24 protein-coding genes are annotated in these 26,442 nt (G+C 44.6%); 16 read left to right on the plus strand and 8 right to left on the minus strand.

Going from position 1 to position 26,442, the window contains the following annotated elements; genetic code table 11:
* Positions 1-167: 167 nt before the first annotated feature.
* Genes fruA through fruB form a run of 3 tightly spaced genes read right to left on the minus strand, consistent with a single transcriptional unit; the run spans position 168 to position 4,067 of the window.
* Positions 168-1,931 (minus strand): PTS fructose transporter subunit IIBC, encoded by a 1,764-nt coding sequence (gene fruA, locus JC606_RS19610; RefSeq protein ID WP_198779246.1) that lies wholly within the window; start codon positions 1,929-1,931, stop codon positions 168-170.
* A 15-nt stretch (positions 1,932-1,946) separates the two neighbouring features.
* Entirely contained in the window at positions 1,947-2,924 is a 978-nt protein-coding gene (gene pfkB, locus JC606_RS19615; RefSeq protein ID WP_198779247.1) for a 1-phosphofructokinase, read from the minus strand.
* A 9-nt stretch (positions 2,925-2,933) separates the two neighbouring features.
* Positions 2,934-4,067 carry a fused PTS fructose transporter subunit IIA/HPr protein gene (gene fruB, locus JC606_RS19620; protein WP_198779248.1) on the minus strand — a complete coding sequence of 378 codons (1,134 nt, stop codon included), beginning with the start codon at positions 4,065-4,067 and terminating at the stop codon, positions 2,934-2,936.
* A gap of 373 nt (positions 4,068-4,440) precedes the next feature.
* Here fruB and cra point away from each other — a divergent pair, with 373 nt between their 5' ends.
* On the plus strand, positions 4,441-5,445 hold the full coding sequence (gene cra, locus JC606_RS19625) for a catabolite repressor/activator (protein WP_004740264.1): 1,005 nt from the start codon (positions 4,441-4,443) through the stop codon (positions 5,443-5,445).
* 58 nt (positions 5,446-5,503) lie between these two features.
* On the opposite strand, the gene JC606_RS19630 is transcribed toward cra, so the two are convergent.
* The 4 genes from JC606_RS19630 to nirB form a co-directional block, all read right to left on the minus strand.
* A complete protein-coding gene (locus JC606_RS19630; protein ID WP_198779249.1) occupies positions 5,504-7,288 on the minus strand; it encodes a bifunctional protein-serine/threonine kinase/phosphatase in 1,785 nt (594 codons plus the stop codon).
* Between the two features lie 144 nt (positions 7,289-7,432).
* The gene (locus JC606_RS19635; protein WP_137408796.1) at positions 7,433-8,899 is read right to left on the minus strand and encodes a NarK family nitrate/nitrite MFS transporter; all 1,467 of its coding nucleotides are present in this window, start codon (positions 8,897-8,899) and stop codon (positions 7,433-7,435) included.
* A 186-nt stretch (positions 8,900-9,085) separates the two neighbouring features.
* Positions 9,086-9,430, minus strand: a complete 345-nt coding sequence (nirD, locus tag JC606_RS19640) for a nitrite reductase small subunit NirD (RefSeq protein WP_061031137.1) — start codon at positions 9,428-9,430, stop codon at positions 9,086-9,088.
* A gap of 135 nt (positions 9,431-9,565) precedes the next feature.
* On the minus strand, positions 9,566-12,148 hold the full coding sequence (nirB, locus tag JC606_RS19645; RefSeq protein ID WP_198779250.1) for a nitrite reductase large subunit NirB: 2,583 nt from the start codon (positions 12,146-12,148) through the stop codon (positions 9,566-9,568).
* 523 nt (positions 12,149-12,671) lie between these two features.
* Between nirB and JC606_RS19650 the strand changes: the two genes are divergently transcribed.
* The 15 genes from JC606_RS19650 to JC606_RS19715 all read left to right on the plus strand — a co-directional run bounded on the left by JC606_RS19650 (position 12,672) and on the right by JC606_RS19715 (position 25,013).
* Positions 12,672-15,236, plus strand: coding sequence for a molybdopterin oxidoreductase family protein (locus JC606_RS19650; RefSeq protein WP_443083684.1), 2,565 nt, complete (start codon positions 12,672-12,674; stop codon positions 15,234-15,236).
* Between the two features lie 381 nt (positions 15,237-15,617).
* Positions 15,618-16,292 (plus strand): hypothetical protein, encoded by a 675-nt coding sequence (locus JC606_RS19655; protein ID WP_198779251.1) that lies wholly within the window; start codon positions 15,618-15,620, stop codon positions 16,290-16,292.
* 355 nt (positions 16,293-16,647) lie between these two features.
* The gene (locus JC606_RS19660; protein WP_017107819.1) at positions 16,648-17,106 is read left to right on the plus strand and encodes a hypothetical protein; all 459 of its coding nucleotides are present in this window, start codon (positions 16,648-16,650) and stop codon (positions 17,104-17,106) included.
* 395 nt (positions 17,107-17,501) lie between these two features.
* Entirely contained in the window at positions 17,502-17,990 is a 489-nt protein-coding gene (locus JC606_RS19665) for a GNAT family N-acetyltransferase (protein WP_198779252.1), read from the plus strand.
* Positions 17,991-18,096: 106 nt separating this feature from the next.
* On the plus strand, positions 18,097-18,687 hold the full coding sequence (locus JC606_RS19670) for a GNAT family N-acetyltransferase (RefSeq protein WP_004739384.1): 591 nt from the start codon (positions 18,097-18,099) through the stop codon (positions 18,685-18,687).
* Between the two features lie 15 nt (positions 18,688-18,702).
* A complete protein-coding gene (locus JC606_RS19675; RefSeq protein ID WP_102277079.1) occupies positions 18,703-19,131 on the plus strand; it encodes a bleomycin resistance protein in 429 nt (142 codons plus the stop codon).
* A 370-nt stretch (positions 19,132-19,501) separates the two neighbouring features.
* Positions 19,502-19,765 (plus strand): DUF6404 family protein, encoded by a 264-nt coding sequence (locus JC606_RS23435; protein WP_332873242.1) that lies wholly within the window; start codon positions 19,502-19,504, stop codon positions 19,763-19,765.
* 153 nt (positions 19,766-19,918) lie between these two features.
* Positions 19,919-20,242, plus strand: a complete 324-nt coding sequence (locus JC606_RS19680) for a hypothetical protein (RefSeq protein WP_102265907.1) — start codon at positions 19,919-19,921, stop codon at positions 20,240-20,242.
* 66 nt (positions 20,243-20,308) lie between these two features.
* On the plus strand, positions 20,309-20,647 hold the full coding sequence (locus tag JC606_RS19685; RefSeq protein WP_198779253.1) for a DUF952 domain-containing protein: 339 nt from the start codon (positions 20,309-20,311) through the stop codon (positions 20,645-20,647).
* A gap of 107 nt (positions 20,648-20,754) precedes the next feature.
* Positions 20,755-21,591: a GNAT family N-acetyltransferase gene (locus JC606_RS19690; protein ID WP_198779254.1), complete on the plus strand. Its 837-nt coding sequence runs from the start codon at positions 20,755-20,757 to the stop codon at positions 21,589-21,591.
* 22 nt (positions 21,592-21,613) lie between these two features.
* The gene (locus JC606_RS19695) at positions 21,614-22,384 is read left to right on the plus strand and encodes a GNAT family N-acetyltransferase (protein ID WP_198779255.1); all 771 of its coding nucleotides are present in this window, start codon (positions 21,614-21,616) and stop codon (positions 22,382-22,384) included.
* 21 nt (positions 22,385-22,405) lie between these two features.
* On the plus strand, positions 22,406-22,819 hold the full coding sequence (locus tag JC606_RS19700) for a nucleotide triphosphate diphosphatase NUDT15 (protein ID WP_102442411.1): 414 nt from the start codon (positions 22,406-22,408) through the stop codon (positions 22,817-22,819).
* Between the two features lie 93 nt (positions 22,820-22,912).
* Complete coding sequence (def, locus tag JC606_RS19705) at positions 22,913-23,416, plus strand: peptide deformylase (protein WP_198779256.1); 504 nt, start codon at positions 22,913-22,915, stop codon at positions 23,414-23,416.
* Positions 23,417-23,639: 223 nt separating this feature from the next.
* A complete protein-coding gene (locus JC606_RS19710) occupies positions 23,640-24,062 on the plus strand; it encodes a GNAT family N-acetyltransferase (protein ID WP_105058062.1) in 423 nt (140 codons plus the stop codon).
* Positions 24,063-24,248: 186 nt separating this feature from the next.
* Complete coding sequence (locus tag JC606_RS19715) at positions 24,249-25,013, plus strand: hypothetical protein (RefSeq protein ID WP_198779257.1); 765 nt, start codon at positions 24,249-24,251, stop codon at positions 25,011-25,013.
* Between the two features lie 62 nt (positions 25,014-25,075).
* Here the strand turns inward: JC606_RS19715 and JC606_RS19720 are convergent, their stop codons facing one another.
* On the minus strand, positions 25,076-25,363 hold the full coding sequence (locus tag JC606_RS19720) for a hypothetical protein (protein WP_198779258.1): 288 nt from the start codon (positions 25,361-25,363) through the stop codon (positions 25,076-25,078).
* Between the last annotated feature and the right edge of the window lie 1,079 nt (positions 25,364-26,442).

A 26,442-nucleotide genomic window follows, 5' to 3' on the forward strand; every position in this document is an offset into this window, starting at 1 on the left:
ACTACTTCTTCTTGAAGATAAAAGCGGCTTTCCCCGGAAAGCCGCGATGAACCAAAAAAAATCCCCAAGCGTGGCTTAGGGATTTGTGTATAAGAGACAGCCTCATATGAGGAGCCTTTGTTTAATGATAAGCCGCTTTATAGAAGGAGCTTAACAGAGTAGGGGGATTAAGCCTCTGCCGTTACTTTAGAGCCGCTCATCTTTTTAAGTGCTGCGTAGCCAAAGCCAGTTACTAGCGTACCTGCTGCAATCGCTACTAGGTACATAAGTACTGGAGAGATAGCGCCAGGAATCAGTAGTACGAATAGACCGCCGTGTGGAGCCATCAGCTGTGCACCAAACATCATTGATAGAGCACCAGTTAGTGCACCACCTGCCATACATGCCGGGATAACACGCATTGGGTCTTTCGCTGCGAATGGAATCGCACCTTCAGAGATGAAACATAGGCCAAGAACGAATGATGCTTTACCTGCTTCACGCTCGCCTGCTTCAAACTTGTCTTTCACTAGGAAAGTCGCAAGGCCCATACCTAGAGCAGGAACCATACCTGCTGCCATGATAGCTGCCATTGGTGCGTAAGTTTGTGAAGCCAATAGACCAACACCGAATGTGTAAGCGGCTTTGTTTACTGGGCCACCAAGGTCGAAACACATCATTGCACCTAGAATCACACCTAGAAGAATCGCGTTAGACGTACCCATGTTGTTTAGGAAGTCTGTCATTGCGCTCATTACGCCAGAAACAGGACCACCTACGATGTAAACCATCACAAGGCCAGTGAACAAACTCGCGATAAACGGAATGATCAGGATTGGTTTAAGTGCTTCCATAGATTGTGGAAGTTGAACTTTGTCGGCAATGAACTTCGCAGAGTAACCCGCAATAAAACCCGCCGCGATACCACCTAGGAAGCCTGCGCCTGTTGAACTAGCCAGCATACCGCCGATTAGACCAGGAGCCAGACCCGGACGGTCAGCAATCGAGAATGCAATAAAACCAGCAAGAACAGGAATCATCAGTGCGAATGCAGAACCACCACCGATAGTCATCAGTGCAGCCGCTAGTGTGCCTTCTTCTTTAAAAGCTTCGATACCGAAAACGAAAGAAAGAGCGATGATCAAACCACCCGCAACAACCACAGGAAGCATGTGAGATACACCTGTCATAAGGTGCTTGTACACGCCTTTCTTCTCATCTGCAGGTGCTGCTTGTGAAGAAGAAGCTGTATGTTGGTATGGCTTAGCTTCAGCGAACGCTTTCTCAACTTCTTGTTGAGTCTTCTTAAGAGCAGGACCAGTTGTTGTTTTGTAGAGAGGCTTACCGTTGAAACGATCAAGTGGAACGTCGATGTCTGCTGCGATGATAACTAGGTCAGCGTCTGCGATTTCTTGGTCTGTTAGTTGGTTTTTCGCACCTACAGAGCCGCGAGTTTCCACTTTGATTTGGTGACCTAGGCGTTTGCCTTCTGCTTCAAGCGCTTCTGCTGCCATGAAGGTATGTGCAACACCCGTTGGACAAGCAGTAATCGCAACGATCTTTTTGCTGCCTGTGCTTGCTGTTGTAGAAGAGTTTACTGAAGTACCAGTCACTTCAACAGTGCTTTCAACTTGAGATGCGTCTAATACCGTTGCTTCTGCTACCGCTTTCTCAAGAAATGCTTTTGCATCTGCAGTGCACTCAGAGATAGCAGCTTGGTATACTTTTTTGCCTACGAAACGTGTCTTATCAACGTTTGTGTTAGCTGCAATAACCACAACGTCGCTGCTGTCGATAGCGTCTTGTGATACTGGAGATTCAGGTAGCACGCTTGATTGGCATTCAATAGCGGCGTTCCAACCCAGTGCTTTTGTTGCTTGCTCTAACAAGCCTGCTGCGATGATGCTGTTTGCTACGCCACTTGGGCAAGCTGTGATAATGGTAATATTCATAATAAACCTTTTGTCCTATTTGCTTGTGTCTAACTGGTTAGTTGGAGCACCAAGCACCTGTAATTGGATATTTTGTAGTACTGAATCCAGCTCTTGTTGGCTGGTTACACCCACACCTACCTGCGAAACGGCTAGGGCAGATAGGGCGGTTGCGAATTTGATAAGTTCTGGTTTTGGCATTTGCTGCATGTGACCCCAACATAGGCCTGCGACTAGGGTGTCGCCTGCACCTACTGTGCTCACTACTTCCATACGCGGTGGCTGAGCATGTAACCATTCACCTTGGTTAAGCCACATCACGCCTTCAGCACCTAGTGATACAACGATGTTGTCGATGCCTTTTTCGCTTAGGGCTTGGCCTGCGTGTTGGCATTGGTCACGTGTTGTCAGCTCTGCATTGAATAGCTGTGATAACTCTTCATCGTTCGGCTTAATCAACCAAGGCTGTGAATTGATACCTGCTTTAAGTGCATCACGGCTGCTGTCAAAAAGAACCTTTTTGCCTAGGTCACGCAAGCGTTGTACCCAAGAAGCGCAAAGCTCTGGTGATACGCCTTGTGGCAAGCTGCCTGCAATCACGAAATAATCGTGCGTTTCAGCCAGTTCTAGTAAGGTTTCTTCAAACGCTTTAATTGCGTCAGCATTAACAGGAACACCAGGGAAGTTGATGTCGCTTACTTGGCTAGAGTTCTCGACCAGTTTCACGTTGATGCGAGTCGCGCCATCAACACGGATGAAGCGGTCAGTTGCGCCCATTTGTTCGAACAGTTGGCAGAAGGCTTCTTCGTTATTGCGACCAAGGAAACCTGTTACGGTCACTTTAGCGCCAAGCTCTGAAAGTACTTTTGCTACGTTTACGCCTTTGCCTGCTGCGTGCAGAGAACCTTGATTCACTAGGCTAACCGAGCCAACATTCAGTGCGTCGATAGCACCAGTCAGGTCTAGAGCAGGGTTAAGCGTTACAGTAACGGCTTTGATTTGTTTATCAGACATATCGATTCCTTAACCTTCGCCAAGGCCTGAAGCGATAGCTTTGCTAATCGATTCAAGTGCTTGTGCTGCATCGTCACCTTCAGCAACAAACTGAAGTTGGTGGCCATGTTTCACGCCAAGAGCGATGACTTTCATTAAGCTCTTTGCGTTTACTTCTTTTCCGTCACCATCTAGGTTTGAAACGCGGATAGAAGATTCGAATTTCTTCGCTTCAGCAACCAACATTGCGCCCGGGCGAGCGTGTAGACCGTGTGCGTTTTTGATCTTGAATACTGCGCAGTTGTCATCACCTTCAGAAGCTGTAGAAACCGCTTCACCTTTAAGAAGGCCAATCACTTGTGCAACGTCAGCAGTTAACAGTTGTTGCTGTTTACCTTCGAAAACCATTTTGCTTAGGTTCGTTAGAATAGACTGGTGCGCGCTGTTACAAGCCGCGAATGCCACAAGAGCTTTCACAGGAGTGCCTTCGAATTCACAATCGTTCGCTGTAGAAACGAAAGATACGCCAGTGCGCGTTACGCCTTTATCGCTGCCCAATAACCACAGGCCTTGGCCTAGGTGAGTTGGAGTTTTTGTTACTAGGTCAGCAACGAATGCGTTGTCCGTACAACCTGTGTTCTTCAGTAGACCGCCCGCAACTGCAGACATTTGAACCATGTCGCTTGCTGGGAACAGTAGCTGAACTAAAGAAGCGTCTAAGTCAGCTTCTAACTGAACTTCACCGTTCAGTAGGGCAATGATTTCGTCTTCTGATTTCGCTTGTTTTAGTTTCTCTTCAACGCCGTCCGCCGCTAGAACCTTTGTTAGCTGCTTAAGGATGCCTAAGTGCTCGTCAGATTTCGCTGCAATACCAATTGCTACGTAAACACGGTTGCCGTCTGCCCAATCAATACCTTCAGGGAAGTGGTGTACTGCAACGCCTGTCTCTTTTACAAGGCCGCGAGTGTCTGTGGTGCCGTGAGGAATCGCGATGCCGTTACCAAGAAACGTAGAGTTCTGGTTTTCACGGTTCAGCATTCCTTCTACATAACCAGAGTCCACTAAGCCTTTCGCAGTTAGGTCGCCAGCAATGTTCTGGATAGCTTTGAATTTGTCATCGGCCGTTTGACCAAGAGTGATGTCAGATTTTGATAATTTAAGCATGGTGCCTCTTTAGCGTATCGCTTGAGAATTTGTGTATCGCTACGATTCAGTCTAGAGCAATATTTACTCGTTACTTGCTCTTTGTTTTATCTGGCTGAATCGGTTCAGCAATCAGTGTAAAAAAATTCAGCAAAGCCAATTCTGTTAACCAAAATAGTTTTGCTGCGTGTCGTAATTTCAGTTTCATTCATAACGAGAAGCTGAATCACGACAAATGACGCTCAATTCATACAAAAGGATGATTGAAGTCACTTTTCAGATTTTGCTGAATCCTTTCAGCTTTTATACTGAATCGATTCAGCATATAATTCAACTAATCCAAGGATCAGAAGATTGGTTATATGATCCTACGCACAAAATACAGGTCACCCATATGACACTAGATGAGATTGCCAAACTAGCCGGTGTGTCGAAAACCACGGCTAGCTATGTGATTAACGGCAAGGCGCAGAAATACAGAATCAGTGAGAAGACTCAGCAGAAAGTAATGGCGGTGGTAGACGAGTATAACTACCGTCCAGACCATGCTGCTTCGTCGCTGCGTGCTGGTAATAGCCGTTCATTTGGTTTGATTATTCCTGATCTGGAAAACAGCAGTTACGCGCGTTTAGCAAAATTGATAGAGCAGAACTCACGTAAAGTAGGCTATCAAATCCTGATTGGTTGCTCTGATGATGACGCCGAGACTGAACGTAAAGTAGCGGAGGCGTTGGTGAGCCGTCGTATTGATGCCTTGCTGGTGGCAAGCTCTATGCCAGATGCTAACGAGTTTTACTTGAAGCTGCAAAATTCGGGTACGCCAGTCATCGCGATTGACCGTCCGTTAGACGATGAACATTTTGCCTGTGTGATCAGTGAAGACTTCGAAGCGGCGTTTGAACTGACACATTCAATTCTAGATGACAACATTCACAGTGTTGGTTTAATAGGTGCACTGCCTGATCTGAACATTTCGCGCGAACGTCACTTAGGCTTTGAAGCAGCGAATAAAGCCCACACACAGCAGACAGGGCTCGATGAAAATAAACCAACGGTTGTCGGCTACGGTGAGCACTTTGATCGTGAATCCGGTCGAGAAGTGTTTGAAGAGTGGATTGCTAAAGGCACAGTCCCTGATGCGATTGTCACTATGTCTTACACCTTACTAGAAGGTGTGCTTGATGTGATGGTCGAAAAGCCAGAGCTGATCAATCAAGTGAAGTTGGCGACTTTTGGTGATAACCGATTATTGGATTTCTTACCCTTTAAGGTTCACTCACTGCCGCAGCAATTTGAGGTCATCGCAGACAGCGCGTTTGCTTTGGCATTGAACGCTTCAGCAAAACGTTACCAGTCGGGCATTGAATTGGTGCCGAGAAGTTTAGTGAAACGTACTTAACGCGCCGACGACTCAAGTTTAAGAGAGCCTCTGTGACTTTTAAGGTACTGAGGCTTTTTTATTGAATCAACAAACCAAATTCCACCAATGCTACTAAGACTAAAAGTAGGGCCAACAGCTTCCAAAACTGAATGGGATGGCGGTTTATCAATGGTTGCTTGGCTTTGTGTTTCATCAGGTTTTGGTTGGGTGTATAAAGGTCTGCCACAAAATCGCCCAAAATCGGATATCGCTCGTTGGGTGATTCTGCACACGCCTTCTGCAAAACTAAATCGACCCAAACCGGTAAATCCGTTCGCTTTTGTGTCAACGGTTGATAGTCCCATTGATGATGGCGCGATTGTTTTAGAGATTGCGCGCTCATTTCAGAGTAGGGTAGTTCGCCCGTTAGCATCTCATAGCCGATCACCGCGATAGAGAACAAATCCGAGCTTGTCGTAGCTGTGTTGTACTTAATGCTCTCTGGTGCGGTGTAATTCACTGCGCCGAGTGGAGTTGGGTCTTTGTCTGTTTGTTCTCCCTCTTCTATTCCTCTGACTAATACCGCACCAAGGTCGATGATCTTGATGCCGCCATTACGTTGAACCATGATGTTTTCAGGCTTCAAGTCTCTGTGTACCATGTCGGCTCGTTGCAAGACACGAACCCCTTGTGTGATTTTTTCGAGTATCTCACGCACTTTCTCGAGCGAGGGTTTAGGGTTGTCGTACATCCATTGCCTTAGCGTGACGCCTTCAACCAATTCGCAAATTTGATACAGAAATTGAGAGTGTTCTGGCGTTGGGTAAACCTTCATTACTTTCTTGTTATTCAACAAGATGCCAGCCCATTGCTCGTTAAAGATAGCCCTTAACTGTGCTGGATCGTCATGGTATTGAACCGAAGGCACCTTTAGGACGAATTCGGTTTGTGTCTCTTTCTGCATCACACGATACACATGACTTCGAGTGCCCGCATACAACACCTCAAGTACCATAAAGTTATCGATACTTTGACCAAGCTTTAACGCTGGTGGAATAGCGCGCTTAGAGAGCTTTTCGTGAAATTCGATTAATGACGGCGTAGGTAAGTGAGTAACTTCGACAATCAGGCAGCTCACGTTGTCTGCGCTATTGTGGCTTAGTGCTGTGTTACAGATGGTTTGAGCTGCGTATTCGAAATCTGCACCGGGTTTGTCGATGTGTTCTTTAAATGTGTTAGGGGAAACGAACTCATGCACACCATCCGAGGTTAGGATAAAGCGGTCATTCTTCTTGATGGGTAAGGTTTGGTAGTCAACATTGAGCTGATTATCCATGCCTAATGCTCTGGTTAAGTAATGCTTCTGTCCCATGTTCTTACGAGTGTGGTCACGGGTCAGTTGGCGTAATTCTCCATCTCTTAGCAAGTAAATGCGGCTGTCACCCACATGGAATAGATGAGCGGTGTTCGATTTCAATATCACGCTGCTGAAAGTCGAAACTAAGGCATTGTGGTTAACTTGTTGTGCGGAATGAATATTAGAAACAGAGGTGTTGAAGAGCCAAGAATTAAGCGAAGTTAGAACTTTTTGCGCCGAACGCTGAATGCTCCAGCTTTGTGGGGTCGCGTAATAGTCGTCAATAAACTGTATCACACTTGTGTGACTGGCTTTCTGACCGTGTTCACTGCAACTGGCTCCGTCGGCTATGCAGGCAACACTGCCTTTTAGTTCTTGTTCTGCACGAGTCTTCGGATGTTTTACAATGATGGCGTCTTGGTTTTCGTCACGTACGCCTTTATTCGAATAACCACCAAACTTCAAAGTCAGTTGGTTATTGGTTTCTGGCTTAATGACTTGCCCTTGGCTGAATGAAATCGTCATAACTGGTCTTCTTCTTAACTGGCCGTTTTCTCATTTGCTTGAGAGCACATCTGAGAAAGAACAAAAGCTCTCAGTAAAGCGAGAGCCTTTGAACGAAGTAACCAAGTGTCGCAGCCCGGTTACTCCTCCCGATTCAATGAGTGGTTAACTGACCTTGATTAAGGTTACGCTACCATCGTCGTTCACTTCAGCGATCTGACCGTTGGGCTCTTCCATGAACATCAGAGTAACAAAGCCAAGAACCGCCGTTGCAGCAATCACTAGGAAGAAGGTTTGGTAGCTCACGAATGAAAGCACCGTTAGGTAAACCACCGCACCCACGTTACCGTAAGCACCGGTCATACCTGCAATTTGGCCTGTCATACGGCGTTTGATAAGCGGTACTGTCGCAAATACTGCACCTTCACCCGCTTGTACGAAGAAAGAACATGCCATTGCCGCAACCACCGCTAGCCATACTGGCCATGTGCTGTCTACTTGGCCCATAGCGAAGTAACCTACAGCCAAACCTGCCGTTAGAATAAGTAGGGTTGGTTTACGACCAAATTTGTCTGAAATCCAACCGCCACCAGGGCGAGACATCAAGTTCATGAAGGCATAAGCCGAAGCCACCATACCAGCCAGAACAGGCGTTAGTTCGAAGGTTTCAGAGAAGAACAGTGGCAGCATAGAAACCACTGCTAGCTCAGAACCAAAAGTCGCGAAGTACAGAACATTTAATACCGCAACTTGCTTAAACTTGTACTGGTGAATCTCTGGCACTTCTTCTTTGAAGACATTCTTATTCACTTTCCAAACTTGAGTGACTTCATACAAGTACAGCGCAGCAAGTACTGCATACACACCGTACACCGCTGTGTCAGACAACATGCCAATACCTGATGGAGACAGTTTCCAAGCCAGTAGAGCCAGTGCCGCGTACATAGGGATCTTCATGAAGAGTAGAAAGAAAAAGTCACCCTTAGACGTCACTTCCATTGCGGTTACTTGAGCTGGTTTGAAGTAGGTAGAACCTTTTGGTGTGTCGGATACGTTTTTGTAGAACACAACAGAGAACAGTAAGCTCATTACACCGGTGATACCAACCGCATAACGCCAGCCATCTTCGCCACCAAATACTAATGCTAGAGTAGGAAGAGTGAATGCTGCCGCTGCTGAACCAAAGTTACCCCAACCGCCGTAGATACCTTCTGCTGTACCCAGTTCGTTATGTGGGAACCATTCAGATACCAAGCGAATACCAACTACGAAGCCAGCACCGATAAAGCCAAGTAGGAAACGAGCAATGGCGGCTTGAATGAAAGAGTCAGCCAGTGCGAACATGAAACACGGAATGGAACAGATCGCGAGTAGCGAAGAGTAGACGAGCCTTGGACCGTAACGGTCGGTAAGCATACCAATCGCGACACGCGCTGGAATGGTTAAGGCAACGTTTAGGATTAGAAGGGTTTTGATCTCTTCAGTAGTTAGCCCTAGGCTGTTTTTTACCATCTGCAGTAGTGGTGCGAAGTTAAACCAAACCACAAAGGTGATGAAAAAGGCGATCCAGCTGAGGTGTAAGACCTTCATCTTACCGGTAAACGAAAACAGCGAAAATTTTGAGTTATCCATGTTTTAAATCCTTTAAATATGGAAAGTGTCTAGATTTATCTAGCCGTCCACATGCCAACTCCATAGCTTGCCTAGACTGTTAATTATAGGCGGCTAAGGCATGTTAATGGGTGAATTTGAAAGTACAACCTTTTAGGTAGCTAACTTTTGGTTAGTTGAAAGCTTTTCGTTAGTTAAGGCTAAGAGCTAACTCGCTAAGGCTTCTGGCGCCAGAACTTGAATCTGGTTACCTTGCCTACGTACTTCAAAACGGGTTAGGGCATGTTCAGGTTCTTCTAAACAGGCACCTGTCTCTAGGTGGTAATGCTGCTTGTAGAGTGGTGATGCCACATAGGGTTCTCCACTTAACGATCCAATAATGCCGCGTGACATAACGTTGGCTTTGCCTACTGGGTCGAAATTCGAAAGGCCGTAAAGCTTGTCACTGCGTTTGCAGTAAAAGATGGCGACTTGATGATCAGCTACTTTGGCGCACACACCCGCATTGGGTGACAGTTCCTCTTGCGAGCAAACAGTGGTCCAGTTTTCCATGACAGTCTCCTTGTCAATTTGTTGAGGCTTTGATTTTGTTCCGTGTCCTAAAAAAGGTCGTAAAAAAGAAGGTCGTAAAGAAGGCCGCTAGCAGTGAATTGCCGAGAACGAAGGATCTGCTAACGACCAAACCGGTTACGAGACTTCCGTAATTTCAATTTGTTGAGTGTTGCTTAATGCCTGATTACGTTCCGCTTCTTGGTCTGTGTTGACCGAAGGCTTCGGGAAGCGCTGCTCACGTTCTTTGATAAATGACAGGCTAGAGTCCATTTCATCGCTATTGATGTAGTGCTGGAAGCGCTTCATCTTGACTGGGTTTTCGATGGTGGTTTTCCATTCACACTGGTAGTTTTCGATGTTGAGCGCTATGTCGGCTTCAAGTTCAGCGGCGACATTGAGTTTGTCTTCAATCACCACCTCTTTGAGGTAATCTAACCCACCTTCTAAGTTCTCCATCCAAACCGAAGTGCGTTGTAGGCGGTCAGCAGTACGTGTGTAGAACATCAACACGCGGTCGATGTATTGAATAAGAGTTTTCTCATCGAGGTCGGTCGCGAATAAGTCAGCATGACGAGGGCGCATGCCGCCATTACCACAGACGTATAGGTTCCAACCTTTATCTGTCGCAATAACACCAATGTCTTTAGACTGCGCTTCGGCACATTCACGAGTACAGCCAGATACTGCGAATTTGATCTTGTGTGGTGAGCGTAGGCCCTTGTAGCGGTTCTCTAGCTTAATCGCGAGGCCAACACTGTCGTTGACGCCGTAGCGACACCAAGTGCTACCCACACAGGACTTCACTGTACGAACCGATTTACCGTAGGCGTGGCCAGTTTCAAAGCCTGCATCAATCAGTTTTTTCCAGATGGCAGGCAGTTCATTGAGTTGTGCACCAAATAGGTCGACACGTTGCCCGCCTGTGATTTTGGTGTAAAGGTCGTATTCTTTTGCCACTTCACCTAGCACAATCAATTTGTCTGGTGTGATTTCACCGCCGGCGATACGTGGAACCACAGAGTAGGTACCGTCTTTTTGCATGTTGCCAAGGTAGATGTCGTTGGTATCTTGCAGCTCGATGTGTTCGTCCTTCAGGATGTAGTCGTTCCAGTAAGAGGCGAGAATAGAACCCACCGCAGGCTTACAAACGGTACAGCCTAAGCCTTGACCATGAGACTCAAGCAGCTCATCGAAGGTTTTGATTTTATTGACGCGAATAATGTCGGTCAGTTCTTGACGAGAGTAAGCAAAGTGCTCACAGATGTCGTTAGAGACTTCCACACCCAAGTTGCTCAATTCACTGTCTAATACTTGTTTAGCAAGGGCAGAACAGCCACCACAACCCGTCGATGCGTTGGTCGATTCTTTCAGCGCTGCCATTGTGGTGCAGCCTGCTGATACTGCTTCTTTGATGTCGCCTTTGGTCACGTCGAAACATGAACAAATCACGGCGCTGTCCGGTAACGCTTCAACACCCATGGCGCTGCCAGAATCGTCAGCAATATTTGGCAGAATCAATACCGATGGGTTCTCTGGCAACGGCATGTCGTTTTGCTTGATTTGCAGCAGCGAACCGTAGGCTTCGGCGTCACCGACTAACACGGCACCGACGATCTTCTTGCCATCAGAAGAAACAATTAAGCGCTTGTAAACTTGTTCAATTTCATCGTTGTAGGTGTAAGACTGTGCGCCTTCGGTTTTGCCATGCACTTCACCAATACTGGCTACGTCTACGCCTAGCAATTTAAGCTTGGTGCTCATATCGGCACCCGTAAAGCTGCTCTCATCTTCGCCATTGGAAAGGATATGGCTTGCTGCGATTTTCGCCATTGAGTAGCCCGGAGCCACTAAGCCAAAGATCTTGTTATCCCACAGCGCACATTCACCAATCGCGTACACATCATCAATGTTGGTTTGGCAGTAATCATCAATCACGATACCGCCGCGTTCACCTATCGCGATGTCCGAGCTACGAGCCAGAGCATCTTGAGGGCGGATACCTGCAGAGAACACGATCATGTCGGTTTCTAGATGTGTGCCATCGGCAAAGTTCATGCGGTAGCGAGCATTTTCACCCGCCACAATTTCAGAGGTCGCTTTCTCGGTGTGAACCTGTACGCCCAAATCTTCAATTTTACGTCTCAGCAGGGCACCGCCGCCGTCATCGAGTTGAACTGCCATTAATCGAGGCGCAAATTCTACGACATGGGTTTCTAATCCAAGGTTTTTAACCGCGTTTGCCGCTTCTAAACCCAGTAGGCCACCACCGATCACCACGCCCGATTTGCTCTGTTTACCAGATGACTCAATCGCATCGAGATCCTCAATCGTACGGTACACATGACAGTGTTCTTGGTCGTTCCCCGGAATTGGGGGGACGAACGGGAATGAACCTGTTGCGAGAATCAGTTTGTCATAGCTTTCACGGTGTCCACTGTCAGTCACTACTGCTTTGTTTTCGGTGTCGAGCTCAGTGACTTTGGCATTGATTAGGTATTTAACGCCATTTTCTTGGTAATAAGCTTCACTCGTTAAAGCCAAATCGTCGGCTGTCTTACCGTTGAAGTAGGCCGTAAGTTGAACACGGTCGTAGGCAAGGCGCGATTCCTCACTGAAGGTAATAACTTCATATTGGTCTGAATCAGCTTGAATGATGTTGTCGATAAATTTGTGGCCAACCATGCCATTACCGACGACGACAATCTTTTGTTTGCTCATAGCAAATTCCTTTTTTGATGGCTTCCTAGCGTTTCTAAAACTGCCCACTCTCTGGTGGATAATGTGCTGTTCTTCCAATGAACTGAAAACTGTAAATTTTGAGTTGTTGGTAAATAGGACAGCAAGTAGGGTGCCAGATAAAAATAGATATCGAGGAAAATAAAAATAACATTTTAAATCAGTGGTTTAATTAAATGATAAGCGACTCAATTACTCCTAAAGTGGTAGACTTAAGAAAGAGAATATTTATGAAAATGAGCCTTTGTGGTGCAAAATTGATCAACATGGTGCAAAAGTCTCAATATTTTCTCGATGGCATTTGATTAACATTATTTCCTGTAAGTGATTTAATTTTAAGTTGTTGTAATTGATGGTTATTTTTCTTGATTGGGAAAGGGGGGAATAGTGGTGCGTAAATTGCTTTATTAAAAAAGAGAAATTTTCACCGCGAAGAGTGGTTAGTAAGAGGCGCTCTGTTAGAACGGTGGAAACAATAAAAAGAACATTGCACGAGGGAAGAGTGATGAGTTCAAACAAGGATTGGATCAAATCAACGTGTGCTTACTGTGGCGTAGGTTGTGGCATTGAAGTAAGGCCAACTGCTTCGGGGAAACTGGAAGTGCGTGGCGATAAAGACCACCCATCGAATTATGGCAAGTTGTGTACAAAGGGCGCAGCACTGGGAGACACCGTAACACCAATTGGCCGTTTAACTCAGCCGATGCAAAGAGTCGCAAGCGGACAACAACTTCTACCTTGGAGTAGCGCATCTCAGCTGGTGGCAGACAAGTTCAAACAAGCGATAGAACAGCATGGCCCGGACTCTGTCGCCTTTTATGTATCAGGCCAACTACTGACTGAAGATTACTATGTAGCTAACAAGCTGATGAAGGGGTTTATTGGTAGCGCTAACATCGACAGTAACTCTCGCCTTTGTATGGCATCTAGCGTGGTTGGGCATAAACGTGCGTTCGGTACTGATACCGTTCCTGTTTGTTATGAAGATCTAGAGCAAGCTGAAGTGGTCGTCATCACTGGATCAAACCTCGCTTGGTGTCACCCTGTACTGTTTCAACGCTTAAGAGCAGCCAAGCAAGCTAACCCAGACATGAAAGTGATCGTCATTGACCCGCGCTACACCGACACCTGTGAGATTGCCGATATACACTTGGCATTGGAATCTGGCTCCGATGTCGCTCTATTCAATGGTTTGTTGGCTTACTTAGATGATAACGACCAGCTTGACTCTGATTACATTGAAAATCATACCCAAGGTTTTACAGAAGCGATTCGAACAGCCACAGATTACCGCTATACCGAGTCAGGCTGGGGCAACAAAAGCGTTCCTGAACTGACTGGGCTTAGCGGGCAACAACTCGAACAGTTCTATCAGTTGTTCGCATCTAAAGAGAAAGTGCTCACCATCTATTCTCAAGGCGTGAACCAATCCACACAAGGTTGTGACAAGGTAAACGCCATTATTAACTGTCATTTAGCGACCGGAAAAATCGGTAAGCCGGGTATGGGCCCATTCTCGGTCACAGGCCAACCGAATGCGATGGGTGGGCGTGAAGTGGGCGGCCTAGCCAATACTTTAGCCGCGCATTTTGAATTTGGTGATCCACAATCACATCAAACCGTTAGCGAGTTTTGGCAAACCGACAGCTTAGCCACTCACGCAGGCTTGAAAGCCATCGACCTGTTTGATGCCATGAATGAAGGCAAGATAAAAGCGGTGTGGATCATGGCTACTAACCCTGTTGTGAGCCTGCCAGATAGTGAAAAAATCAAAACCGCTTTGGAGAAGTGCCCATTTGTGGTGGTGTCGGACTGCATTGCGGATACTGAAACCACTCGCTTGGCCGATGTAGTGCTACCCGCGCAAGGGTGGAGTGAAAAGTCGGGCACCGTAACCAACTCTGAGCGTCGAATCTCACGCCAACGCCGCGTATTACCAAGCCCTGGAGAAGCGAAACCTGATTGGTGGATATTAAAAGAAGTCGCGCAAAAAATGGGATTCAAAGAGCAGTTTGATTACCGCCACGAAGGCGAGATCTTCAAAGAGTATTGCGAGATGACAGCCCTAGGTAATGAGACAGGTAAAGCTCGCGATCTATGCTTAATCGGGCTTACTCAGTTAGATGAGAAAGGCTATGGTGAACTGACTCCGCAGCAATGGCCAGTACTTGAATATCAACCAGAAATCATCGAGCAGCGCATGTTCACCGATGGCGAGTTCTTTACTGAATCTGGCAAAGCGCAGTTTGTAGCGGTTGAGCACGACAAGCCGATTGCCGATACCAGTGTCGAATTCCCACTTATTATGAACACAGGTCGAATCCGAGACCAATGGCACACCATGAGCCGAACTGGCTTAGCCGCAGGTTTAGGTGAACACACACCAGAACCCTTTGTCGCCATGCACCCAGATACGGTTGCAGAGCTTGGTTTAGAAGAGTTTGGCTCAGATGCTTTCAACCACGCCACTATTAATCCGATAGTGAAAGTGCGCAGCGCACAAGGTGAATGCCAAGCTCGCTTAGTGGTGACCAAAGAGATGCGCCGTGAGCAGGTGTTTATGCCTATTCACTGGAATGCGCCAACCGCCAAAGACAGTAAGCCGTGTGACCTGATCTTGCCTCATACCGATGCAGCTTCAGGCCAACCAGAATTTAAACACACACCTGTTGTGGTAGAGCCGTGTGGTTATCGTAGTGAAGCTGCTTTAGTCAGTGACAAGGTGATGGATTGTAGTGGGTTTGATTACTGGGTTCGCCAAAGAGTGGAGGGCGGTTTTCTGTATCGTATTTCTTCATCGAAGAATCCAATGGAGTTGGTGATTCAGCTTGCCAATACCCTCGATGCGTTACCAGAACCGAATACAGAGGCGATTAAATCACTCCATTACCACGGCAATAAATCGTTCAAGAACTACGGCTCTGCCAAGTTGGATCAGTTTGGTGTAAAGCAAGCATTCGTAGTGAACAGTAAGCTCGAACATCAAAGCATCGATTGGCTGGTGGGATGTCTAATCCGAGAGGCTGATGAAGAGTTTGAAGCCGAGTTTTTGAGTACATTGGCTAAGTAGATACTTATCGAAATAGGTCCAGAGTAAAACGCCGACAATAATGTCGGCGTTTTTATTTTCTGACGAACATTCTTGATCATATTTACCAATCATCGTGCTAAATGAATAATTTGAACGAATACCTCGGTTAGGCTGCAGAGTCATATAAAAAATGACAAGCGACACACATATTCATGCTGTTTCTTTATTTGCGTTCAAATATATACAATATTTCTATTTGTTCCTGGTGTATGATGCCAGGGTTTTCGTAAGGTACTGTTATTAAATGACTTATTTGTCAATTTAATCGGTGGTGAGATTGCTTTACGAAGTGCCTCGGAAGTACCCAATGTTTATTGGGTGATGAATCCTGTTCAAATTATATTAAATAAAGACCAGTTTATGAGAACTCTTCTATCTGAATGCTTACATTTCACTTGCTCAAATTTTAAAAGCATATTTAAAATTTTCGGCGGTTTCATCATCACGATGTCATGTTTAGGCGTATGGCTTGAACATTCATTTTATGTATCAGAAAACCTCTGGGTCTACGCGGTGTATCTATGTGTATATTCTTCTATTTACACTTATCTAATCGCTATTTTTATCAATTTTATGGCTTCGTCTACCAATGGGTTTGATATTGAACGCTCCGTATCTTGGAGAGTTTGGTCCAGATTAATGATCGTTTATATTATTTATTCTTTAATTGTTTTAGTTGGAACGATTGCACTGATTATCCCGGGATTGTATCTAGCTGCGCGATACAGTTTCGTAGAGTTCGAAGCCGTACTAAATAATAAATCTCCACTGTTTGCGTTGGAAAAAAGTTGGCGAGATACCAAAGGTATCACTATGAAGTTGATTAAAATATCTTTGTTGTTGGGGTGCCTTAATTTTATCCCTAATTTCGTTATTGGGTATATTGGAGAGGTTTACCCGACGTTACAAGTAGCGACAGGGATACTAACATCAATTTTATCCCCTGTTTTATTGATATTCGGCTCTATTGTCTACTTTAGAGTTTACATTACGAATGTTGATGCTGCAGAAATGCCACTAGGAAATGAGGCATAACAAGGGTGGTAAACAGCCTAAATAATTAGGTTATGATAGGGGCTAAAACCTAAATTTAAAAATAAACCAAGAAAGGTGGGGTTAAATTCCTGTATTAAAAAAATATCTTAGTTCTATCATCTAGAAAAATAATATAAAACTTAAATTTGGTGAGGCGGATATATTTGGGTTCTTGTATCAGAGAACCTAATTTTTCCGTCATGCCTTAGCTGCCTATTCTCTATAAACACTTAATTAAGTTAGAATTAAATTCTGACGAAGATCTCCCCTGTGTGACGTAAAAGATGGGTATTTATCTAAGACTTATTAATAATTAAAAAGTCATCATTAAAACAATAATATAAAGGACAAATCCATGTTCAAAAGAGCAATTGTTGCTTCAGCCTTACTTTTAAGTTCTTCTGCATTCGCTAATATTGCCGTTGAGGTTAAGAATGAATCTAGAATCTATGATGTAGAATTAACCAGTAAAGACTATCAAACATCTAGATACTCACCAAACCCTCAAGACACCATTATCGCTAAATCAAGTGACCGTTTTAATGTCTCTAGCAATTATCCCAATGTAGTTCGCTTGGTTGATTTTGAATATCAGTATAGTGATAGTTCAGTCTATGACGCACCGCGCTGTCATTTCCGTTTTGTTGCTTTAATCGACCCGCGAACAGGCACTATGTTGCCTCAAAAAGTAATCGCAGAGAATGAGAGCAGAAGCTACCGAGATCGTGCGATTTGTACTGGAAAACTTGATTATTTCAATGTTGTAACCGGAGACGCAAAAGTTACCTTCACTATTAATCGTAGAAAATACTAGTTTTATAAACAGTAGTAATTTAGCTAGGTAAATAACCAAACGCCGATAACTTTGTCGGCGTTTTTCCATTCTTCACGGCAACGCTAGTTTTTATCTATCGAGCCTCACGTCGTTCACCTGCTTTTACGCTTCATGAAACTTAGAACTAGCTATTGATACAGAGATAAAGACGTGTGTGGATAATTGATAAGCGACACACACATTCACATTATTTACGAGTTTGGTTTGGGGCAATCGGAAACGCTCCTGATTTTTATCCTGTATGATGTGTGCTTTTAGTAAAATTATCATATTAAAGAGTGGCTTAGCTAAGCATTGGTTGGAGTGTTTAGTAGGGCGTGTTAGGGAAAATTCTCATAATCACTCTTTATCAAATCGTGAGTCATGGAGGGGGCATGGTTAGGGAAGCGACAAAAGGCGACTGTGCAAAATTAGCGCTACTGTCTATTAGAGTCTGGCTAGATACATACGCTCAAGAAGGAATAAAAACCGAATATGCAGACTATGTACTGTCTACGTTCACGGCAGACTATTTCCTGGAAATACTGAATAACACTAAATACCGCGTTTTGGTTAGTGAAAAGAATGAGATTCTACATGGTTATGTAATGGTTAATCTCGAATCGAATTATCAAACGCCTGAAAGTGGTTTTGAGGTTGAAAAGCTCTATGTAGATGGCCTTTTTAAAGGCAAAGGTGTGGGCAAAAAGCTGTTAAAAAGCGTGGAGGACCAGTTTGGTCGCCAATATTGGTTGTACACGTGGGTTAAAAATGAATCCAATGGCTTTTATGAACATTTAGGTTTTAGTCGAATAGGTTCACTTACATTTGAGTTTTCAGGAGCGTTGATCGAAAACAACGTCTATCAATCAGCCTCTGATTAGGTTTCAAATTAAGTACTGTTGGCGTTCCCTAAGCAGTAGGGCAGAGCACAAAAAGCAATAAATCACCTCTCACACAGTGTTAACGATTAAAGGAGAATTGAGCGTTATGTGGATAGAGCAAAGCCGGATTGAAGGAGACAATGTTGTTCTTGAGCCATTGAATCTAGGGCATGTACCTGAACTAATCGAGGCCGTGAAAGACGGAGAGCATTGGAAGCTATGGTTCGCTAATGTCCCGAGTCCAGAAAAAATGGAGCAATACGTTGTTGATGCTATCGCTCAAATGGTACTCGGTAATATAGCTTATGCGGTGCGAGTGAAAGCCACCAATCAAGTCGTAGGGACTACCCGTTACTATGGCGTTGATAGGCCAAACAGACGAGCGTTAATTGGTTATACCTGGTATTCAAATTCGGCTAGGGGAACATTGATAAATAAAGAGTGTAAATACCTTTTGCTACGGCAATTGTTTGAGCACTATGAAGCTATTGCTGTCGAGTTTCGCACTCATATTGGGAATACCGTCTCTCGAAAAGCGATTGAAGGACTTGGAGCAAACCTCGACGGTATCTTGCGTAATCATCAGATCTTAAAGGATGGATCGATAAGAGATACGGTAGTGTATTCAATTATTGACTCAGAGTGGCCAGAAGTTAAGCAAGGCTTTCTGAAAAAACTCAGTCAACAAGAGCCTTAAAACAAGGAAGTACGTATGGAAAACTATTGGAATCCGATGGTTCCTGAACTATCTGTTAGCAACTTTGAGCGCTCACTTGCCTTCTATGTTGATGTACTTGGTTTTTCTATTCGCATCAAGCGTGAAAGTCCTGATTTTGTGTATCTCGAACAAGAGCATGTGCACATGATGTTAGAGCAAATCAGTGATGAAGGATGGATCACTGGCGAGCTTGAGGCTCCCTTGGGGCGAGGTGTGAACTTTCAGATTGAATTAAGTGACTTAGAACCTCTAGTAAAACGTCTCCAAACCCACAAAGTGCCCCTGTTTCGTGAGCTGAAAGAAACTTGGTATGACATTGGTGAAAAGTTGTCTGGGGAGCGTGAGCTTCTTCTTCAAGATCCGGATGGTTATTTGTTAAGGTTCACTCAACACCTCGGAGAAAAACCGAAGAGCTTGGAGTGAGTTCATTCATTGTTTTTAAGACTAGTCAGATCGATCATTAAACGCCGACAACTCTGTCGGCGTTTTTCCATTCGCCACGGCAACGCTAGTTTTTATCTATCGAGCCTCACGTCGTTTATCCATCATCGCGTCACACACAAACCTAAAATCAACTATCCCGTCTGGGCGAGGATGTATATGGATAAAATGATAAGTAATACACATATTCATACGATTTCTACATTTAATTATAGTTATTAGGAATACTTCTGTTTCTCGTCATGTATGATGCGACTTTCTTGCTAAGATATTGTTATTAAATGACTTAATTGTCAATTTAATAGCTGTTGCTATTAGTAGCCGAACTATTTTAATTATAAACAGGGTCAACGTGCAGCGATCGCTTGGATTTCGCATACGACCACCTTATTATCAAGGTTTCTTCTCAAATTTTGTGTTTTGTTTGGCCTATGTCGCTCCTATATGGTGGGGTTTTGAATGGTTTTTTGAGTGGAATGAGATTGGGATATCTATGCTAGAAGCTGCCTATAACTCATTGCAATGCGGGGCTTTGTTTGGCTTGCTTATGTCAATCTTCTACGCCATAAGAAGGAAGCAGTTAAACCTAACAGATTGGGAGTCATTAGGTGAATGACCGCAAACCTATCAACAAGGTTTAGAGCATAGCTCAACACCTGAAATTTTAGGCTTTGTGGTTAGAATAGTTTTGCAGTGTTAGAAAGCTGTAAAACACCTCGCGAGGTCTCCGAGTGATTCAAAACACACGGTATTTTGGAGTTTAAATTAGATGTACAAACTTGAGATTTTCTGTACGCCTGAACAACAAGAGCGAGTTCTTAGCACTTTACATGAGTCCGGTGTCGACAGGATTGGAAACTATGACCACTGTTGGGCTATCGGGTCAGTTACCGGGTCTCACCGAGCGCTTGATGGATCTACGCCTGTGTTTGGAAGCAAAGGCAAAGTCGAAAATTATCCATTATTAAAAATTGAAATCAACGTGGCAAAGAGCCAAGTGAAACCAATTGTTGATCAGCTTAGAGTGTCCCTCGGCTGGGAGGAACCTTTAGTCAATGTTTTCAAAATCTATAACTCTGAGTTCGATCTTTGAAGGTACTTTGGTGGCCGCTAGACGGCTTAAGTAGACTCAAAGTCTAAGAAAGTAGGATCAATAAAAATGCTATACCACTTACTGACCGAAAGTGATTACAAAGAATACAAAAGCACAGAAACCTATGAACCCGCCTCCTTGAAGGACGAAGGCTTTATCCACCTTGCTTATGAAGAGCAACTGCAAAAAATTGTAGATTGTTTCTTTGTGGGAGTGGCACAATCATATCTTCTAGAAATCGACAAAAGCGTGATTGCTAAAGACTTAAGAGATGAGCCTCCTGTAGGGGCTGAAGATGATGGGGCACTTTACCCACATTTATACAGTCCACTTTCTAAGCAAGCCGTGATTAGAACAATAAAGTTAGTCGCGGACTCGTCAGGTACACTAAAAGTAAACCTGTAACAATCGAGTATTCCTATCGGCTCTGTACCATTCAAAACAAGCAGCACTTAATCGTATGTTGTTTTGGCCCTACAGAGCTTTTTGTTTCCATTAAGTTAAGGAAAACAATGCAAGTTAAAGCACTTAAAGACGCATATAACGCATACTTTTATTTTAATAACGAGCGAACCCTTTCAACCGATTTAGCCAGTGAACTGATTTCAATTGAAGATGATGGCTTCACTGTTTTTATCGATAAAACACGTAAGTACGACAACCAGATCCTCATTGATGGGGTTTGCAACTCCGCGAGCTTAGAGGCGGACCTCAAGCTATTTGCAGATGGTATCTCACCTGAGATTTCTATTGCGCCTAACGCTTTAACAACAGACCTGAAATCATGGCTATCGAAACATCAGTTTGTGCCTGCTTTTGAGCATGAGTTTCTTGAGTTATCCGCAGAAGGCTATGTAGAAAAGCCGAGTACTGAAAAATCAAGCGCAGAACCATTGATTGCAGAAACATCCAGCGTAGAACCATTGAGCGATGTCGGTAAAGTCACGATTGAGCGATGGACGCAAGATAATGCCGATGAGTTTTTGGCTTTGCTTAAAACATCCGGTTTAGAGTGTTCAGACGAGATTTGGCAGCAGAAACGCGCGCTCTATTGCACGGGTACTTTCCGTTGTTACGTTGCGAAAATAGAGGGTAAACCGTGCGCTTGGGCGACGAGTTTCATCAACAACGAACACGCCATACTTGCCAATGCGTATACACAAGAGCGCTATCGTTCAAAGGGATGCCAAACGGCTCTATTAAGAGCTCGAATCGAAGATGCTATCGCCTTAGGGGCCAAGGTACTTTTAACCGACGTAATGCCAAACAGCACCAGTAGCAAAAATTGTAAATCGATCGGTTTTCGCTCTGTTGGCGTACGAAGTGTATGGTGCAAAGACGAGACATAGGGCTATCTACCAAGAGAAAATTATGAATACAACGGATGTAATGCAAGAGTACAACGAGTTCGAGCGAAAGCGTTTTAACTCATTCAATGGTATTAAAGTAACAGAGAACAACCTAACTAAGTTCGTATCTAACGATCGTCATGGTAGCTATATCTCCTTTTTCGACTTCGATGAAAGCCTCACAGACTCTATCGTCAAAGAGCAACTCGCGTACTTTAAGCAGCGTGACCTATGTTTTGAGTGGAAGACGTACATTACCGATACACCAACGAACATCAGTGCAGTATTGCTCGAGAATGGTTTTGAGCAGGATGAGCACGAATCATTCATGGTGTTGGACTTGTCTAAGGCCACCTGCGAGCACTTTGATGAAGGCAAAATCACCGAGGTAACGGACAGCAAAGGCATTCGCGATGCAATCAAAGTTCAAGAGCAAGTTTGGGGTGGTGATTTCGAATGGCATTACAATCACTTAGTCAGCCTTAAACAGCAGGCGCCAGATTCGGTGTCTATCTATGTCGTGTATGTCGACGACCAGCCTGTGACCTCGGCGTGGATCATATTTAATGGAAGTAGCCCGTTTGCAGGTATTTGGGGCGGAAGTACCCTCGAAGCATTTCGAGGTAAAGGCTATTACAGTTTGCTACTGAACAAACGCATTGAGGAAGCCAAATCGAAAGGGGTTAAATACCTTACCATCGATGCTTCTGATATGAGTAAACCCATTGTATCCAAACGTGGTTTTGAAGTGATCGCGACAACCACAGGGTATACCTCACCAGGTAGCGAGTAATGTGTTTTAAAGGGGTAAAGAGTGAACAATCAAGTACGTGTAGGTGTGGCTGCGGTCATTTTCCGGGAAGGACGCATCCTACTTGGCGAGCGCATTGGCTCACATGGTGCGAATACGTGGGCGACGCCTGGTGGGCACCTTGAACTGGGTGAAAGCATTGAAGAGTGCGCGCAGCGAGAAACCCTTGAAGAGACAGGGTTAGAGGTCGGCGCTTTTAAGAAGCTCGGCTTTACCAACGACATATTCGAAAAAGAAGGCAAGCACTACGTCACCTTGTATGTTGTCGCGACCAGTTCTCGTGGTGAGCCTCAAGTCATGGAGCCTCATCAGTGTAAGCAGTGGCAATGGTTCGACTTAGATGAACTGCCAGAACCTCTGTTCTTGCCTTTGGTGAACTTGTTGAAGGAGCCGGTAAACTTCAAGAATTTTGACTAGCCAGAACGCCCATATTTGGTGCTGAAAGCACATTGGGTTATCTTGTTCACTCTTTTACAACGTAATGATTCAATTGAAAATTCAAAGGAAAGCATGGCAGTTCTAGACATTCTTACCGCACCGGACCCAAGGCTTAAAGTGAAAGCGGAAGAGGTGCAAGATGTATCGACGGTACAAACACTCATCGACGATATGTTAGAAACACTCTATGCCACTGACAATGGTATCGGTTTGGCATCCACTCAGGTCGGTCGTAAAGAGGCCGTGGTGGTTATCGATATTTCAGAGAGCCGAGACCAACCGTTAATCTTGGTGAACCCGGTCGTCGCAAGTGGCTCCAACAAAGCTTTGGGCCAAGAAGGCTGCTTATCAGTGCCTGACTATTATGCGGATGTCGAGCGTTTTACGTCTGTGGTTGTTTCTGCTCTCGACCGAGAAGGGAAGCCAATTACCATTGAAAGCGATGACTTTCTCGCTATCGTAATGCAGCATGAAATTGACCATTTATCGGGTAACCTATTTATTGATTACCTGTCGCCACTAAAGCGTCAAATGGCGATGAAAAAAGTTAAAAAGTACCTAAAATCGCACGCTTAACCCGGTCTATAAACCACTATCTCTTCAAACCCAACGCGTGAATTTCAACACATCAGCGTTGGGTTTTGTCGCTATCCTTCTCAATTTTGTGTACTACTCCTTTCATGTTGCACGGCTTTTCAATAGGTTGATCCGTTCCCTTAGTTATGCTGCATATGCAAGCGAGTGCTTTTAGTTTGGTTCTCGTGTTTCATTCAGTTTTAACGTTCACAAAAGGTAAATGATGATCCAAGTAAAAAATGTAGCTTTTGATAGTGAAAATGAACAATCAATTCGTTCTATTCGCGAGAACGTATTTATTAACGAGCAATTTATCGCACCTGAAATAGAGTTCGATGGGTTAGACAGCTCAGCCATCCATGCCGTGGTGACTGTCGATGGAAAGCCTGTCGGCACAGGCCGTATTTTAAGCGACGGTCACATTGGTCGTATTGCCATCATGAGAGATTTTAGAGGACAGGGGCTTGGCTCGAAGATTGTTTTATCGCTCATCGATGAAGCGAAGAAGAGCGGTTACCAGCGCGTGTATCTTGGCTCACAAAAGCAAGCCATCGACTTCTATACCAAGCTGGGCTTCACGCCTTTTGGAGAAGAGTTCATGGAAGCGGGCATTGTGCACTTGTCTATGGAAAAAGCGTTAGCTTAATGGGTTCATGCAACCAGCATAACCAAGACACTGATGGCAGCAGTGTAACGCTCTTGCCCTCATCGAAACATGGTTTGATAAAGCACTAAGCACTAAGCACTAAGCACTAAGCACACAAGCAATAAATAGTAAGCACCGAAGCTATAAAAAGTAAGTAATAAAGCGATAAGGCAATAAAGGAATATAATGAAGAAAAACCTCGTGGTTGGCGGCTCTTTACTGGGCGTTGTAGCACTCTTTTTCGTTGGCAAACACAGAGGCGAAGAACTGACCCTTGCCCCTTGTGATATGGGTGAAAAAGTCGAAACTCCCGTTCACTTCTTTACTGACGTATCGATGAGCGAGTCAAAAATTCAGAAGATGATAGGCTACTCTAATCTTGTTCTTCAAAACTCATGCATACCAATGGAGCGAGCATTATCAGGCATCACGAGAATCGACCTTTCCGGTTTCCAAGATGCGGAAAGTAGCAAGCTGCACAAACAGTTAGTTAAGCTGGTTGGTGACGAGGTGTTGGAACCCATGCAGCGAGAGGGAAGCTACTATGCACTGATTCTTCCTGAAGACCACGAGTTCTCAGACGACGGAACCTTTGGTACGGTTGATCTGAATTTAAGCCGTAGCTTTTTAGTGCTGTCATCTGCAGCAGAGGTAGGGGTACTTGAGCATGAACTCGGTCATTTGGCTTGGGCTTGGCACAACGACACTCCCGATCACTGGCTCAAAGGTATGTTGCTACAAGAAAACCATGATTATATAAAACCTTACTCTTTCGGCGCTTTGTGCCGGGAAGCGGGCACCGTGATGACCTACGCTGAAAAAGTATTGCCCGTGTATTCCTCGCCAAACATTCAATACTACGGAAAAGCATGTGGTGATGCAGAAAAAGCAGACAACGCAAGGCACATGCGAGAGTTTGCTCAGTCACTCGCTTTAAATGCCGCAACATAGGCATCTAAGACAATAAATGAATAAATACCGACCCTAAAGGTCGGTATTTTTATTCGTCAGCTCTAATTAGAGCCACACTCCAACATAAAGCCACCTTCAGTGCGGCGTAAAGTGATCGTCGTGCTGGCCTCTAATTCCCCCTCCGGTAAATAAACCGCGCAGTTTTCGAACCCAGTAGAGTTAGCTGAATTGATCGTTTCATATACCTCTTCTGAGCTGTCTACATTTTCACCTGCGTAAACAATAACGTTATCGATTTGGGCAAGCATCTGGTCGGAATTTTGTGTTGCTTTAGCGTGAGCGAAAACAGAAATAGAACCAAGAGCAAGAAACAGTAAAGCCTTTTTCATTGTATACCTCGTAAGAGTTTAGGGTTGGTGTTGAGGGGCTAATATACATCGGAATATTTGTAGATCAACAAAAAATTATCGAATAACAATAAATTTTTGTTGTTTTGTGTTTGTTTTACCATGCGCAAAAACGGTGAAAGCCTCCGGTTTTATTGGGCTATACGCTCCTAACTAGCTCTTTGCTCGGTTGTGAGATTTTTTGGTGCCTGCGTTCTCACTGCGTCATTTTTTACGCAGCTAAACCTGTTGATGACTTTTGATTTATCCGTTCTATGGGGGATTCGCTGGTGGTGGGGGGGGGCTATTGGCTTAATGTGTGGAGTCGTCGATCAAGATTGATTCACAACACATGGTATTTAGTGCTGAATCTGTGCGGCTCATAACGTGAGTAGTTGAGTGTATTACTCGTCTCAGTCACATCCATCATCGATTCATAACACGCGGTGCTTTTGCTGCCAGTAATGTTTGTAGCCAAGCTAGCGCTTCAAAACGTTTGACACTGTACTTAGCAGGATTAACCGAGCACTAAGGACCATGAAATTAATCGTGATGACAAAAATTATCAGTGCACAAAAGGCTTCATGGCTGCGGCGGTTTAGGTATAGAATTCAGGTAGATAAAGACCATTGAATTTACAAGGATAAATGATAAGGTCAGCCAGCATGTTGAAAGCGGCGATGTAACGGCATAGCAAATCTAAGCCAAGTGGACGAGTAACAAGACTTTGTGCCACCAAAAATGAACCGTTACACGCGGCGTTGAAGTGTTAGAAATATCAATAAAATAATTTGATTTTAAGTATGAAATACTGATTGATTAAACGATCAGTTTCACATACCATCTCTCGAAAATTGAATGTTGTGCTGTAAATTCATCAGCACGAGACTCGCCGATACTGCGGCTTAATCATCATGCTATCGACAGTTCTGTAACCCAAAAGCTAAGGCGGCGGGGAAGAAACCGCTCAACAAGATGACGACTCACTCACACATTGCGCCATTTTCTGTATCTTGCCGAAACTATATGGCTTTGTTGCTTAATTCAGAGCGAAGACATGCCTGTCCCATGTGCTTGACTCT

It is taken from the genome of Vibrio sp. IB15, assembly GCF_016406055.1.
Classification (GTDB): Bacteria; Pseudomonadota; Gammaproteobacteria; order Enterobacterales; family Vibrionaceae; genus Vibrio; species Vibrio chagasii.